This window comes from Pseudomonas fluorescens, from assembly GCF_000802965.1.
GTDB classification, from domain to species: Bacteria; Pseudomonadota; Gammaproteobacteria; order Pseudomonadales; family Pseudomonadaceae; genus Aquipseudomonas; species Aquipseudomonas fluorescens_A.
The window spans coordinates 22,054-35,839 of record NZ_JSAK01000001.1 but is presented as its reverse complement, the minus strand read 5'-3'; the positions used below and the strand labels follow the sequence as shown (position 1 = coordinate 35,839).

The 13,786-nt window shown below is 60.3% G+C and carries 16 protein-coding genes; 9 read left to right on the top strand and 7 right to left on the bottom strand.

Annotated features, from left to right (window positions below; all coding sequences use genetic code 11):
- Positions 1-59: 59 nt before the first annotated feature.
- From NL64_RS00180 to NL64_RS00170, 3 genes are all read left to right on the top strand, one after another.
- Positions 60-1,052 (top strand): 2-hydroxyacid dehydrogenase, encoded by a 993-nt coding sequence (locus tag NL64_RS00180; protein ID WP_034146155.1) that lies wholly within the window; start codon positions 60-62, stop codon positions 1,050-1,052.
- A gap of 77 nt (positions 1,053-1,129) precedes the next feature.
- On the top strand, positions 1,130-1,564 hold the full coding sequence (locus tag NL64_RS00175; RefSeq protein ID WP_034146154.1) for a hypothetical protein: 435 nt from the start codon (positions 1,130-1,132) through the stop codon (positions 1,562-1,564).
- Positions 1,564-1,968 carry an META domain-containing protein gene (locus NL64_RS00170; RefSeq protein ID WP_034146153.1) on the top strand — a complete coding sequence of 135 codons (405 nt, stop codon included), beginning with the start codon at positions 1,564-1,566 and terminating at the stop codon, positions 1,966-1,968. The genes NL64_RS00175 and NL64_RS00170 overlap by 1 nt, the downstream gene beginning before the upstream one ends.
- A gap of 184 nt (positions 1,969-2,152) precedes the next feature.
- On the opposite strand, the gene NL64_RS00165 is transcribed toward NL64_RS00170, so the two are convergent.
- Positions 2,153-2,620, bottom strand: coding sequence for a TlpA disulfide reductase family protein (locus NL64_RS00165; RefSeq protein WP_034146152.1), 468 nt, complete (start codon positions 2,618-2,620; stop codon positions 2,153-2,155).
- Positions 2,621-2,734: 114 nt separating this feature from the next.
- Between NL64_RS00165 and arsC the strand changes: the two genes are divergently transcribed.
- The 3 genes from arsC to NL64_RS00150 are packed head-to-tail and all read left to right on the top strand — an operon-like array spanning position 2,735 to position 4,109.
- Positions 2,735-3,088, top strand: coding sequence for an arsenate reductase (glutaredoxin) (arsC, locus tag NL64_RS00160; RefSeq protein ID WP_034146151.1), 354 nt, complete (start codon positions 2,735-2,737; stop codon positions 3,086-3,088).
- A complete protein-coding gene (gene wrbA / locus NL64_RS00155) occupies positions 3,085-3,681 on the top strand; it encodes an NAD(P)H:quinone oxidoreductase (RefSeq protein ID WP_034146150.1) in 597 nt (198 codons plus the stop codon). Before arsC ends, wrbA begins: the two co-directional genes overlap by 4 nt.
- 2 nt (positions 3,682-3,683) lie before the next feature.
- Complete coding sequence (locus tag NL64_RS00150; protein WP_034146149.1) at positions 3,684-4,109, top strand: DUF2069 domain-containing protein; 426 nt, start codon at positions 3,684-3,686, stop codon at positions 4,107-4,109.
- A gap of 114 nt (positions 4,110-4,223) precedes the next feature.
- Here the strand turns inward: NL64_RS00150 and NL64_RS00145 are convergent, their stop codons facing one another.
- Together NL64_RS00145 and ttcA are read right to left on the bottom strand one after the other, a co-directional pair.
- A complete protein-coding gene (locus tag NL64_RS00145; RefSeq protein ID WP_034146148.1) occupies positions 4,224-4,898 on the bottom strand; it encodes a DNA-3-methyladenine glycosylase I in 675 nt (224 codons plus the stop codon).
- Between the two features lie 129 nt (positions 4,899-5,027).
- Positions 5,028-5,852, bottom strand: coding sequence for a tRNA 2-thiocytidine(32) synthetase TtcA (ttcA, locus tag NL64_RS00140; protein WP_034146147.1), 825 nt, complete (start codon positions 5,850-5,852; stop codon positions 5,028-5,030).
- A gap of 410 nt (positions 5,853-6,262) precedes the next feature.
- Here ttcA and NL64_RS00135 point away from each other — a divergent pair, with 410 nt between their 5' ends.
- Positions 6,263-6,865 carry a Yip1 family protein gene (locus NL64_RS00135; protein ID WP_034146146.1) on the top strand — a complete coding sequence of 201 codons (603 nt, stop codon included), beginning with the start codon at positions 6,263-6,265 and terminating at the stop codon, positions 6,863-6,865.
- A gap of 161 nt (positions 6,866-7,026) precedes the next feature.
- Entirely contained in the window at positions 7,027-7,521 is a 495-nt protein-coding gene (locus NL64_RS00130; protein ID WP_034146145.1) for a SprT family zinc-dependent metalloprotease, read from the top strand.
- A 133-nt stretch (positions 7,522-7,654) separates the two neighbouring features.
- Here the strand turns inward: NL64_RS00130 and NL64_RS00125 are convergent, their stop codons facing one another.
- Together NL64_RS00125 and NL64_RS00120 are read right to left on the bottom strand one after the other, a co-directional pair.
- Positions 7,655-8,836 (bottom strand): CaiB/BaiF CoA transferase family protein, encoded by a 1,182-nt coding sequence (locus NL64_RS00125; RefSeq protein WP_034146144.1) that lies wholly within the window; start codon positions 8,834-8,836, stop codon positions 7,655-7,657.
- Between the two features lie 144 nt (positions 8,837-8,980).
- Positions 8,981-10,315 carry a dicarboxylate/amino acid:cation symporter gene (locus NL64_RS00120; RefSeq protein ID WP_034146143.1) on the bottom strand — a complete coding sequence of 445 codons (1,335 nt, stop codon included), beginning with the start codon at positions 10,313-10,315 and terminating at the stop codon, positions 8,981-8,983.
- A gap of 338 nt (positions 10,316-10,653) precedes the next feature.
- Between NL64_RS00120 and NL64_RS00115 the strand changes: the two genes are divergently transcribed.
- A complete protein-coding gene (locus NL64_RS00115; protein ID WP_034146142.1) occupies positions 10,654-11,667 on the top strand; it encodes an AraC family transcriptional regulator in 1,014 nt (337 codons plus the stop codon).
- A 90-nt stretch (positions 11,668-11,757) separates the two neighbouring features.
- Here the strand turns inward: NL64_RS00115 and NL64_RS00110 are convergent, their stop codons facing one another.
- Together NL64_RS00110 and NL64_RS00105 are read right to left on the bottom strand one after the other, a co-directional pair.
- Positions 11,758-13,104 carry an ATP-binding protein gene (locus NL64_RS00110; RefSeq protein ID WP_034146141.1) on the bottom strand — a complete coding sequence of 449 codons (1,347 nt, stop codon included), beginning with the start codon at positions 13,102-13,104 and terminating at the stop codon, positions 11,758-11,760.
- On the bottom strand, positions 13,101-13,778 hold the full coding sequence (locus tag NL64_RS00105) for a response regulator (protein WP_034146140.1): 678 nt from the start codon (positions 13,776-13,778) through the stop codon (positions 13,101-13,103). The genes NL64_RS00110 and NL64_RS00105 overlap by 4 nt, the downstream gene beginning before the upstream one ends.
- Positions 13,779-13,786 lie beyond the last annotated feature (8 nt).

Sequence of the window (13,786 nt, the reverse complement as noted above, 5' to 3'; positions counted from 1 at the left end):
CTTTGAGGCCGTCATCGCTGGCAAGCCAGCTCCTACAGGAAAGGGACAAGGAGCGATTAATGCGCACAATACTTTTCAGCAGCCAGAACTACGACCGTGACAGTTTTCTCGCCGCCGACCTACCGACCGGCATTGAGCTGCACTTCCAGTCGGCGCGCTTGAGCCTCGATACGGCACCGCTGGCGGAGCATCACGAAGTCGTCTGCGCCTTTATCAACGACGACCTCAGCGCCCCGGTGCTCGAACGCTTGGCCACCGGCGGCACCCGCCTGATCGCCCTGCGCTCGGCCGGTTTCAACCATGTCGACCTGGCGGCGGCGAAACGCTTGGGAATAACGATTGTGCGCGTCCCGGCCTACTCGCCCCATGCCGTGGCCGAGCACGCGGTGGCGTTGATCCTGGCGCTCAACCGCCGTTTGCACCGCGCCTACAACCGCACCCGTGAAGGCGATTTCAGCCTGCACGGCTTGACCGGTTTTGATCTGGTGGGCAAGACCGTCGGCGTGGTCGGCACCGGTCAGATTGGCGCGACCTTCGCGAAAATCATGAACGGCTTCGGCTGCCAATTGCTCGCCTACGACCCGTATCCCAACCCTCAAGTCGAAGCCTTGGGCGCGCGCTATGTGGATTTGCCGCAGCTGTTGGGCGAGTCGCAGATCATCAGTCTGCACTGCCCGCTCAACGCGCAGAGCAAGCATTTGATCAACGCCGAATCACTCGCGCACATGCAACCGGGGGCGATGTTGATCAACACCGGCCGTGGCGGTCTGGTGGATACGCCGGCGCTGATTGACGCCTTGAAGAACGGTCAGCTCGGTTACCTGGGGCTGGACGTGTATGAAGAGGAGGCACAGCTGTTCTTCGAGGATCGCTCCGACCAGCCTCTGCAGGACGATGTCCTGGCGCGGTTGCTGACCTTTCCAAACGTGATAATCACCGCCCACCAGGCCTTCCTGACCCGCGAAGCCCTGGGCGCGATTGCCGCGACCACCTTGCACAACATCGCGGCCTGGGCGGCCGGGACAGCAGAGAATCGGGTCGAGGGCGACTGAACCTGATCGAAGGTCATCTCCCCGCGCCATGCTGCGCGTATGCCCGTGCTAGCATATCGCGCATATTTGGAGGACCCATGGTCGAACACGATTTCCGCTACAACCTGATGAACCCGCAACACACCCTCACCGAATGCCGCGCCCTGGTGCCGGGGCGTTATCAAGTCACCGGCAACGGCGGCTCGATTCGTAATAACGACGTGTTGGTAGTGACCCTCAAGGGTGCCAAGGACTTGTCCATGCGCCTGACCGTCGAAACGGTTCGCCACTTGATCAACCCGCCGGGCCAATGGGTCGCGGTGGCCAGTGGTCCGGTGTTCGGCGAACTGGCGATCCACACTTGGCAAGTGAACTGCGACAGCTGCGCCAAAGAGCTGAGCTTCGAGTTCGCGGTCGATGCCAAACTGGGCAACAAGGCTGAAAAGCCTGCCGCCACTGCGCGGATTGCCGAGTTGGGCTGGAAGTCGATTGGCGAGAAGCACCTGTGCCCGAAATGCCAGGAGCCTGCGTGATGAAACGCCTCGCTCTGACCGCAATGGTCGGCGCCAGCCTGCTGGGCTGCGCCGCCGAGCCGGTGCAACTGCAACAAAACCGCAGCTACATCCTGGAGTGGATCGGCGAACGGCCGTTGATGGATTACAGCCACCTGACCATCACCTTGGGTGAAGACGGCCGGGCCTACGGTAACGGCGGCTGCAACCACTGGTTCGCGCCGTACACCCTGGAAGGCGACAAGCTGAGCTTCGGCAAAGTCGGCAGCACCCGCAAACTCTGCGCACCGGCGCTGATGGAGCAGGAAAAGCGTTTCCTCCAGGCGCTGGAGCAAGTGCAACGCTGGGACGTTTCGTCGGTCGACCAGATGCGCTTCTGGCCGGCTGAAGGCAAGCCGTTGCGCTGGTGGCTTGAAGAGGGTTGATCCCTTACCCCAATTGACACCTGTGGCGAGGGAGCTTGCTCCCGCTGGGCTGCGAAGCAGCCCTAAACCCGGTCACCTCATTTGTCAGGCTCACCGTGCAAAACGGTTCTGCGACTGCTTCGCAGTCGAGCGGGAGCAAGCTCCCTCGCCACAAAAAAAAGTAGCATCAGCCCTTTTTCCTAAATCAATTCTTCGCCTGCAACGCTTCCAGCTTCGCCATCACCCCCGCCGCCGTCTGCTCGCCCATCAACTGTTCGCGCACCTTGCCCTTGTTATCGATGATGTAAGTCACCGGCAACGCTTCGCTACGCGGCAGTTCGAATAGCTCGGAAGGGTCCTGCGCCAATACGGTGAACTTGATCCCGAGTTTTTCGCTGGCACTTTTCAGCTCTTCGCCCTGCACGTTGTCGAAATTGACCCCGAACACACCGATCTTCTTATCCTTGAGTTGCTCGGCCAACGTGTTCAACTCCGGAATCTCGGTCCGGCACGGGCCGCACCATTCGGCCCAGTAGTTGAGCACCAGCCATTTGCCATCCAGACGTTCGGCGGCGACCTTCTGCCCGTTCTGGTCGATGCCATAGTCGTTACCGCAGCCCCCCAACATCAACGCTCCAATGATCGCCAATGCTGCTGCCAGTCGCCTTGTCATGTCGTGTTCCTTGTCAAAAATTGAATGCGCCTGCGACCCATCGCCTCCCAAGGTTCTGGATTACGCACTGCACAGTTAGAATAGCCGCCACCTTACGCAAGATGCGACCCGCTCATGACCGATCTGACGCTTTATCACAACCCGCGCTGCTCGAAATCCCGCGGTGCGCTCGAATTGCTCGAAGCCCGTGGCCTGGCCCCGACCGTGGTCCGCTACCTGGAAACCCCGCTGGACGCCGCACAAATCCAGAGCCTGCTGGGCAAACTCGGGATCAGCGCCCGGCAACTGCTGCGCACCGGCGAGGATGAGTACAAGACTCTCAACCTCGCCGACGCCAGCCTGAGCGAGGCGCAATTGATCGCCGCCATCGCCGCCAATCCAAAACTCATGGAGCGACCGATTCTCGAAGTCGGCGACAAAGCCGTCATTGGCCGTCCTCCGGAGCAAATCCTGGAGTTGCTGCCGTGAGCGCGCCGTACATTCTGGTCCTCTATTACAGCCGCAGCGGCTCGACCAATGAAATGGCCCGGCAGATTGCCCGGGGCGTCGAACAGGCTGGGCTTGAAGCGCGGCTACGCACCGTGCCGGCGATTTCTACCGAATGCGAAGCCGTGTCGCCGGACATTCCGGACGAAGGCGCGCTCTACGCCAGCCTCGACGACCTGAAGAACTGTGCCGGCCTGGCGCTGGGCAGTCCGACCCGTTTCGGCAACATGGCGGCGCCGCTCAAGTATTTCCTCGATGGCACCAGCAACCTGTGGCTGACCGGCGCGCTGGTGGGCAAACCCGCCGGTGTGTTCACCTCCACCGCGAGCCTGCACGGCGGCCAGGAAACCACCCTGCTGTCGATGATGTTGCCGTTGCTGCACCACGGCATGTTGATCACCGGCCTGCCGTACAGTGAGTCGGCGTTGCTGGAAACCCAGGGCGGCGGTACGCCATACGGCGCCAGCCACCACGCCGGGGCCGATGGCAAAAGTGGTTTGGACACACACGAAATCGCGTTGTGCCGCGCGCTGGGCCTGCGCCTGGCCAAGACCGCTCAGAAGCTGGAGGGCTAAGGGTGGCCAAGAAGCCGAAGATTCTGCCCGCCATCGAATGGCTGGAACCCCGCGTACGGGCCATGCGGGTCATCAGTCTGTTGTGTTTTTTCGGTCTGGTGGGGCTGCTGTGCGCCTACTACCTGGTGTTCGCCGACCTGCACGGCGCCCGGCCTTGGGTGATCCTGCTGATCGAACTGGTGCCGCTGCTGTTGCTGGCTCCAGGGATGATTGTCGGCAGTCCGCGTGGGCATTCGTGGATGTGTTTTGTGGTGAACCTGTATTTCATCAAGGGCGCATTGGCTGCGTATGACCCGAACCGGCAGATTTTCGGGTTGCTGGAGATGGGCGCGAGTCTGGCGGTGTTCTGTTCGGCGTTACTGTATGTGCGCTGGAGGTATCAGTTGAATCGCAAATTGGCGGGTGAAGGCGAGATTTCCGTCGCCTGATCGGCCTCATCGCTGGCAAGCCAGCTCCCACAGTGACCGGGGTTGTTCACAAACCCTGTGTTCAACCCCAATACCTGTGGGAGCTGGCTTGCCAGCGATTGGGACGACTCGGTCTCAATGATTGACGGTGTAAGCCAACATCATCGAAATCTGGCTCATCGCCCGTCCGCCACTTTGTTCATGCCACTGGTTGAACACATCCTGCACCAACGCCAGATCCCGCTGGCTGCTCGGCACCTTGTCGACGATCTTCTGCGCATTCAACGCCGCCACCACGTCGTAGCTCGGCACGAACGTATCCTTGCCGACCATCCGCAAGAAGCGCGGCGCCGACAGCCCGCCCAATTGATGGCCGCGTTTTTTCAGGAAGGTCCAGAGCCCGACGATATCGGTCACCGGCCAATCGGCGATCAGCGCGCCGAAGCTGCCCTTCTCATGGGCCACGTCCAGTATGAACTGCGCATTGCGCGGCACGCTCTTGAGCTTGCCGAGGTGGCGGATGATCCGCGCGTCCTGCATCAGGCGCTCCAGATGTTCGGCGCTCATCAGCACGACTTTTTCCGGGTCGAACTTGAAGAACACTTCTTCGAAGGCCGGCCATTTGGCATCCACGAGGCTATGCTTGAGCCCGGCGCGGAACACGCGCAATGCCATGGTCGAGAGGTAACGATCGTCGCTGATCTTGCGCAATTGCGCCGGGGTCTTGGGGACGGGCAGATGGGCTTCCAGTTCAGCCGCCGAACCGAAGCGGTTCAAGCAGTATTCGTTCAGCCACTTGTAGTCGCGCATGCCCTCTCCTGAGGATTGAAACAAAAAACCATTGTAGGAGTGAGCCTGCTCGCGATAGCGGTGTGTCAGACACTTCAGTGTTGACTGACACTACGCCATCGCGAGCTGGCTCACTCCTGCAGTTTTTGATTAGAGGTTGACCACGTTGACGAAGCGCGAAGCCGCCGTCTCGTCGATCTTGAGGCTGGTGAAGTCAAACAGATTGCGGTCCGCCAGTTGCGACGGGATCACGTTCTGCAGGCTGCGGAAAATGCTTTCGGTGCGTCCTGGGGTCTTGCGCTCCCAGTCCAGCAGCATGTCCTTGACCACCTGACGTTGCAGGTTCTCCTGGGAACCGCAGAGGTTGCACGGGATGATCGGGAATTGCTTGAGGTCCGAGTAAGCCTGGATGTCTTTTTCGTTGCAGTAGGCCAGCGGGCGGATCACCACGTTGCGCCCGTCGTCGGCGCGCAGTTTCGGCGGCATGGCTTTGAGCGAACCATTGAAGAACATATTCAGGAAGAACGTCTCGACGATGTCGTCACGGTGGTGACCGAGGGCCATCTTGGTCGCGCCGATTTCGTCGGCAAAGGTGTAGAGCGTGCCGCGACGCAGGCGCGAGCACAGCGAACAGGTGGTTTTGCCTTCCGGAATCAGTTCCTTGACCACCGAGTAAGTGTCTTTCTCGACGATGTGGTACTCGATGCCCAGCTCTTTGAGATAAGCCGGCAGGACGTGCTCAGGGAAGCCAGGCTGCTTCTGGTCCATGTTCACGGCCACGATCTCGAACTTGATCGGCGCGACCTTCTGCAAGTGCATCAACACGTCGAGCATGGTGTAGCTGTCCTTGCCGCCGGACAGGCAGACCATGACCTTGTCGCCGTCTTCAATCATGTTGAAATCAGCGACAGCCTCACCGGCCTGGCGGCGAAGGCGCTTTTGCAGTTTGTTCTGGTTGACCGTAAGAGTGCCCATGACGCGAAATCCGTGAGGTGTGACGAAAGGCCGGCATTTTACGCAAAAACACCTTGGGGGCGAAGTGCCCACTATCGCCACTGTCCTCTGTGGCGAGGGAGCTTGCTCCCGCTGGGGTGCGAAGCAGCCCTGAGCTGTATCAGACAATGGGTGCCAACCGGGCTTGCGACTGCTGCGCCGCCGAGCGGGAGCAAGCTCCCTCGCCACATATTCATCGTTCACAGACCCTTCAGCGATTACCCCACCGCTTTACAGCGCAATTTGCTCTAAGCCACGGCTCCTGCGGGGTAAACAACTTCCTATACTGCGTCATAAGGTCGCACACACATCAAGACCTATTACTTGCTTGGCCGCATTGGCCCGTAGGCGCTCCACTGGGGGGCGACGGCAAAACAAGAGGAGTGACTGGCATGATCCATCACGTAGTGGGGCTCTTCACCCACCCTGACCAAGAATGGAAAGAGATTCGTGGCGATCAGGAGGAAAGCATCAGCCACATGTATCTGACCCACACGCTGATTCTGGCGGCTATCCCTGCAGTGTCTGCCTTTATCGGCACGACGCAGGTCGGCTGGGTCATCGGCAATCGAGCGCCGGTGATGCTGACCCAGGAAAGCGCATTATGGATGACGATCATGTCGTACCTGGCAATGCTGGGCGGCGTTGCGGTGATGGGCGCGTTCATCCACTGGATGGCCCGCACCTATGACGCCAATCCAAGCCTGGCGCGCTGCGTGGCGTTTGCGACCTACACCGCGACCCCGCTGTTCATCGGCGGCCTTGCGGCGCTGTATCCGCACATGTGGCTGGGGATGGTCGTCGGCACCGCGGCGATCTGCTACACGGTCTACCTGCTGTATGTCGGGCTACCGACGTTCATGAACATTCCATCTGACGAGGGCTTTCTGTTTTCCAGTTCGGTACTTGCGGTAGGCCTGGTGGTGCTGGTAGCCATCATGGCGTTTACAGTCATCGTATGGGGACTCGGCGTGGGGCCGGTCTACACTAATTAGCGACATACCACCCAAAAAAACTAGATCTGCCAACACAGGCCGCCGCAAGGCGGCCTTTTAATGCCTCCAGTACAGATAACGGCAACAACCATTCGGCGCTTCGACGATTCGCAAGGCCCGAGGGTTGCGGCATACTCGACACCTCTGGAGATCCATCAAGCATGCCCGAGCAACTCAATTCCCGCGTCGAAGACTGTTTCCAACAAGCCGAATCTTTTTTCAAACGACCTTTCAAACGCCCCGTGGTGAGCCTCAAGCTGCGCGGGCAAAAAGCCGGTGTCGCGCATTTGCACGAGAACCTGCTGCGCTTCAATCCGCAGCTGTACCGGGAAAACACCGAAGACTTCCTCAAGCAGACCGTGGCCCACGAAGTGGCACACCTGATCGCCCATCAGCTGTTCGGCGACCGCATCCAGCCCCACGGCGAAGAGTGGCAACTGATCATGCGCGGGGTGTACGAACTGCCGCCCAACCGTTGCCACACCTATGACGTCAAACGCCGCAGCGTGACCCGCTACATCTATAAATGCCCGTGTGCCGACAGCGATTTCCCGTTTTCGGCGCAGCGCCATGGATTGGTGCGGCAGGGGCGGCGGTATTTGTGCCGGCGGTGTCGGAGTACGTTGGTGTTCAGTGGCGAGATGCGGGTCGAGTAGTTGTTTGGGTGCCTTTGCTGGCCTCATCGCGGGCAAGCCCGCTCCCACAGGTATTGATGTTGACCACTGATTTTGTGAACAACTCGGACCACTGTGGGAGCCGGGCTTGCCCGCGATGAGGCCAGCAAAGGCGCTAGATAATGACCTTGGCCCGACGCAACTCGGCAACCCGCTCAGCGCTATACCCCAACTCCCCCAACACCTGATCCGTATGCTGCCCGAGCGACGCGCCAATATGCCTCGGCTCCGGCAACCCACCAGAAAACTTCAACGGGCAAGCCATCTGCGCCTGACTCGAGCCATCCCCCCGTGGCACCTCGGTCACCAACTCTCGCGCCTGCATATGCGGATGTTGCACCGCCTCACCCAGACTCAAGACCGGTTCGACGCAAGCATCCAGCTCGGCAAACAACGCACACAGCTCGGCAAAGTCATGCTTCTCGAATTCGACTTTCAGCGCGTCCTTGAGCTTTTTTTGCTGCGCCGGTTTCATAGACAAACCATGGCTCGCCAACGCCTCCAACCCCAGCGCCCCACACAATCGCTTCATGAAATCCGGTTCAAGGCTGCCCACCGACAACCAGCGTCCATCCCGCGAGCGGTAATAGTCGTAGAAGCTGCCGCCATTGAGCATCTGATCTTCCCTGCCGGGCTCGACGCCACAAGCGAGATACCCGGCCCCGGCCATGGCATTCAGGCTGAATGCGCAATCAGTCATGCTCACATCCAGATGCTGCCCCTGCCCCGTTTGCTGGCGAGCGATCACCGCCGCCAGCAGGCCGATCACCCCGTGCAGCGAACCTCCCGCGATGTCCGCCACCTGCGCGCTCAGGGGCAGCGGGCCACTGTCGGCGCGGCCGGTGTAGCTCGCCAGTCCGGCCAGCGCCAGGTAGTTGATGTCGTGACCGGCGCGGTCCCTGTAGGGCCCGGTCTGGCCGTAACCGGTGATCGACACATAAATCAGCTTCGGGTTGATCGCCTTCAAGGCTTCATAACCCAGTCCCAAGCGCTCCATGACACCGGGACGGAACTGCTCCAGGACGATGTCGTAGTCCCGCAGCAACTGCTTGATCACCTCCAGCGCCTCCGGTTGCTTGAGGTCCAGCGCCAGGCTGCGCTTGTTGCGATTGAGGTAGGCGTGGCTGGCGGAAACGCCCTGATCGTGCGGCGGCAGCACCCGCAGAAGGTCCATGCGGGTCGGCGATTCGATGCGCAACACCTCGGCGCCCATGTCCGCCAGCAACAACGAGGCGAACGGCCCCGGCAGCAGTGTCGAGAAATCCAGAACCTTGAGTGATGCCAGTGGACCGAGCATGAGTGTTCTCCCTAAACGGATGCCCCAGCCTAGGCAGCCGAGCGCATGGCGGCAATCACCTTATGCGCCAGGATCGATGACCGTTACGCTCAAATCTCGGGCATGAAAAAACCCGCCGAAGCGGGTTTTTCAATACAACAAGGCTTACTTGGCGTTCGTCGGGGTTACCGCTTCGACGTGGCCCAGAACATCTTCTTTAGGCTCGTCGGCAATGCCGCGACCGCCCGAGGCCAGCTCGGCTTGCAACACGTCGGTGTCCAGCTCCTTGACCCACTTGGCCACGACAATGGTCGCCACCGCGTTACCGACCAGGTTGGTCAGGGCACGGGCTTCGGACATGAAGCGGTCGATACCGAGGATCAGCGCCAGGCCGGCAACCGGCAAATGGCCCACGGCGGACAGAGTGGCCGCCAGCACGATGAAGCCCGAACCGGTCACGCCCGCAGCGCCTTTGGAGGACAGCAGCAACACCACCAGCAAGGTGATCTGGTGCGTGATGTCCATGTGGGTGTCGGTCGCCTGGGCGATGAACACGGCCGCCATGGTCAGGTAGATCGCAGTACCGTCGAGGTTGAACGAGTAACCGGTCGGGATCACCAGACCCACTACGGATTTCTGCGCACCCAGACGCTCCATCTTGATCAGCATGCGTGGCAGTACCGACTCCGAAGAGGAAGTACCCAGCACGATCAGCAGTTCTTCACGGATGTAGCGAATCATTTTCAGAACGCTGAAACCGTGAGCGCGGGCGATGCCGCCCAGCACGATCAGGATGAACAGCAGGCAAGTGATGTAGAAGCAGGCCATCAGTTGACCCAGTTGCACCAGCGAACCGACACCGTAGGCACCGATGGTGAACGCCATGGCACCGAAGGCACCGATTGGCGCGAGCTTCATGATCATGTTGATGATGTTGAACATCACGTGGGCGAAGCGATCGATGAAGTCCAGCAGCGGCTTGCCGTAGGCACCGAGGCGATGCAGGGCGAAACCGAAGATCACCGAGAACATCAGCACTTGCAGGATGTCGCCCGTGGCGAACGCGCCGACGATGGTGCTCGGGATCACGTTAAGCAGGAAGCCAATGACGCTTTGATCCGCACCGGCCGCAACGTAGGTAGCGATTTTGGAGGCATCCAGCGTGGTCACGTCGATGTGCATGCCGGCACCTGGCTGCACGATGTTGACCACGACCAGGCCCACCAGCAACGCGATGGTCGAAACGATTTCAAAGTACAGCAGCGCGTAACCGCCGGTCTTGCCGACCGATTTCATGTCCTGCATGCCCGCGATACCGCTGACGACGGTGCAGAAGATGATAGGGGCGATGATCATTTTGATCAGTTTGATGAACCCGTCACCCAACGGTTTAACGGCCACACCAAGCTGTGGGTAGTAGTGACCGAGCAAAATACCGATGACAATTGCAACGATCACCTGGAAATACAGGGATTTGTACAGTGGCTGACGAGTCGTCATTGCAAAGTTCCTCAAGGGGGCCCGGTTTCAACATCCATCTGTTGCCCGCGACACCTGAATTGCGAACCCTCCTGCACTGGAGGGATTTGTTTTTTCGAGCTGCTCGACGGCAGGCTTCTACTCGTTCTATCGCAAGGCCCGTGCCACCTTTGGTGAAATCCCTGCAACCTTATGACATCAAGGGCTACAGACTTTTTCATGTCTGCTGACGGACATGACGCGGTGGCGGATTTCCGCCCTTCGGTCAAATCGCCTCCTACAAATTGGCGGATATCCGCCTTGTCCATCAGCAAAGTTCGCAGCTACCATCCGTCGCTCAATGGATGGACCTGCCTGTTATGCGCGAACGCACCATCGCCAGTCATTTCGCCCGTGCCGCCCTCGGTGGTGCGCAACGGTGTGGCTACGATTACTCGGGACTGTTACAGCAATTGGGGATCAGCCCTGAATTGCTCGACGAGCCGCGGGCGCGAATCGCGCCGGAGCAGTTCACCCGACTGATCCAGGCACTGTGGCTGGCACTGGACGACGAATACCTCGGTTTCGGACAAGCGCCAAGCAAACCGGGCAGCTTCGCGATGATGTGTCACGCCGTGATCCACTGCCGCAATCTGGATAAGGCGCTCAATCGCGGCTTATTGTTTTATAGCCTATTCCCCGGCGCCCCGCGTCTGAGCCTGACGCGCGAAGACGAGATGATCCGCCTGAGCCTGGACGATTCGCACCTGTGGGACCCGGACCATTTTCTCACCGAGAGCCTGCTGGTGATCTGGCACCGCTTCGGCAGTTGGCTGATCGGCCAGCGCATTCGCCTGGAACAAGCCACGTTCAGCTACCCGCGACCGGAGCACGGGGCCGAATACGATCTGCTGTTTTCCTGCCCGCTGGAATTTTCCACAGCGAACAGCACGACCACCCAAAGCAGCCTGCTGTTTCACAGTCGCTACCTGAACATGCCGTTGTTGCAGGATGAGCGGACGCTCAAGCATTTCCTCGAACGCTCACCCGCCGATCTGCTGTCGCGTCCGGACGATGGCGACAGCTTGAGCAGCCAGTTGCGGCGCTTGCTCAGCCGCGACAGTTCACGCTGGCCGGATCTGGAAGCCGTGGCCGCGCACTTGCACATCAGCCCGCAGACGTTGCGCCGACATTTGCGTGAGGAAGGCAGCAGTTTTCAGGAGTTGAAGGATCAGTTGCGTCGCGACATTGCGATTTATCACTTGGGGCGTGCGGATCTGTCGTTGCAACAGATTGCCGAGCAATTGGGATTTTCCGAGCCTTCGGCGTTTCATCGGGCGTTCAAGAAGTGGACCGGGCTGACACCGGGGGCGTACCGCGCCCAAGAGAATTGAACGCAAAACCTGCAGGAGCCGGCTTGCTGGCGATGGCGATTTCAAGGACGCAATCGCCATCGCCAGCAAGCCGGCTCCTACAAGAAAGGATCAAATCACCGGAAAATGGATCCTGAACGCCGCCCCGCCCAACGGTGAATCACCCAGGGTCAGTTTGGCGCTGTAGCTTTCGATGATGTCTTTCACCACCGCCAGGCCAATACCCTGCCCCGGATGCTGGCGATCCAGGCGTTCGCCACGCTGCAGGATGCGCGCACGCTGATCCGCTGGTACGCCGGGGCCGTCGTCCTCGACGCACAACTCAATGCCGCCCATCGTCTGACGCGCGCTGATGCGCACTTCGCCCAGGCACAGGCGATAAGCGTTCTCCAGCAGGTTGCCGAGCATTTCCAGCAAAGCACCCTGCTCGATCGGCACGTAGCAGGCTTCCGGCAAATCGAAGGCGACCTTTACGCGTTTGTCGCGGTAGACCTTGTCCAGCGTGTCGCAGAGACTTTTCAGCACCGGTCGCAGTCGCACCTGATGACGCACCAGTCCGCTTTTGCGCAGGCTGGCCCGTTGCAATTGATAGCTGATCTGCTGGCTCATGCGCTCGATCTGGGTCTGCAGGACCCAGGCCTGATCGCGATTTTCAGGCCGTTGCGCCATGTCCTCGCTGACGCCTTGCAGCACCGCCAACGGGGTTTTCAGGCTGTGGGCCAGATCGTCCAGGGAATCGCGGTAACGGCTGCGTTGCTCGCGTTCACTGTGCAGCAAGCGGTTCAGCGAGCCGGTCAGGCGCAGCAGTTCGCGCGGGTGTTGTTCGCTGAGGCTTTCGCGGGAACCGCCTTCGATTTCATCCAGCTCCTGACTCAGCCGGCGCAACGCCCGCAAGCCCCAGGTCAGGCCAATCCACAGCAACGCCAGCAGCACCAGCAACGCGGCGCCGAAGCCCAGGTAGAGGTTTTCCCGCAGGCCTTCGAGGGTGACTTCGTACTCGCGCACCGGTTGCAGCGCGACGATGCTGAACGCCGCACTTTTGCCACCCAGCAGCTTGATTTCGACGTCGTAGACGAAAAACTCTTCGCCATTGGCCTGGCGAATCCGCGCGAATTCGTTCCCGCGTCCGTCATAACGCGGCGTGTAGTTGAGGTTCTCTTCCTGGATGGCCTTCGAACGCCAGACCAGATGACCTTCGCGGTCGTAAATGTAACCGAGCAGGCGGAAGTCGGAGAGATTGAAGCGCTCGTCGGGCAATTGCGCCGGCATCTGCAAGTGGTTGTTCTCCACCCGCGCGGCGGAGATCAGCGTGGTGACGTCCGACGCCAGCCGCTGCTCGATGGAATCCTGCAAGGCAAGGCTGAACGCGCCCTGCATCGCCGGTAACAACGCCAGCATGAACAACACCGCCAGCAGAGTGGCGGCGAGCATCAAGCGAACACGAAGGGAACGAATCAAGTGCAGCGCTCATTGAACAGGTAGCCGAGGCCACGCACCGTGTCGATCGGCTTGAACCCGGCCGGGCCTTCGAGTTTGCGGCGCAGACGGCCGACCAGCACTTCGATCACGTTCGGATCGCGCTCGTCGTCGTCCGGGTACAGCTGTTCCATGAGGCGATCTTTCGCCACCACTTGCTGGTGATGGCGCATCAGGTACTCAAGGATGCGGTATTCATAGGCGGTCAGCGCCAGCGGCTGCTCGTCGAGGGTCGCCTGCTTGCGATTGAGATCGAGCAATAACGGCCCGGCGACGATGGTCGACTGGGTGAATCCGCTGGAGCGGCGCAGCAAGGCATTCAGCCGAGCGTCCAGTTCCTCGAACTGGAACGGCTTGACCACGTAATCGTCGGCCCCCGCGGCGAGGCCTTCGACCTTGTCCTGCCAGTTGCCGCGCGCGGTGAGGATCAGGATCGGAAAAGTCTTGCCCCGCGAGCGCAGCTGGCGGATCAGGTCGAGGCCGCCCATGCCCGGCAGGCCGAGGTCGATCACTGCCAAATCATGGTTGAACTGCTCGGTCTGATACAACGCCTCCTCGGCATTGGCCACCGACTCGACCACGTGGCCGCTGTCAGTCAGGCGGGTTTGCAGGTGATGGCGCAACAGCGCTTCATCTTCGACAACCAGCAATTTCATAACGCGCT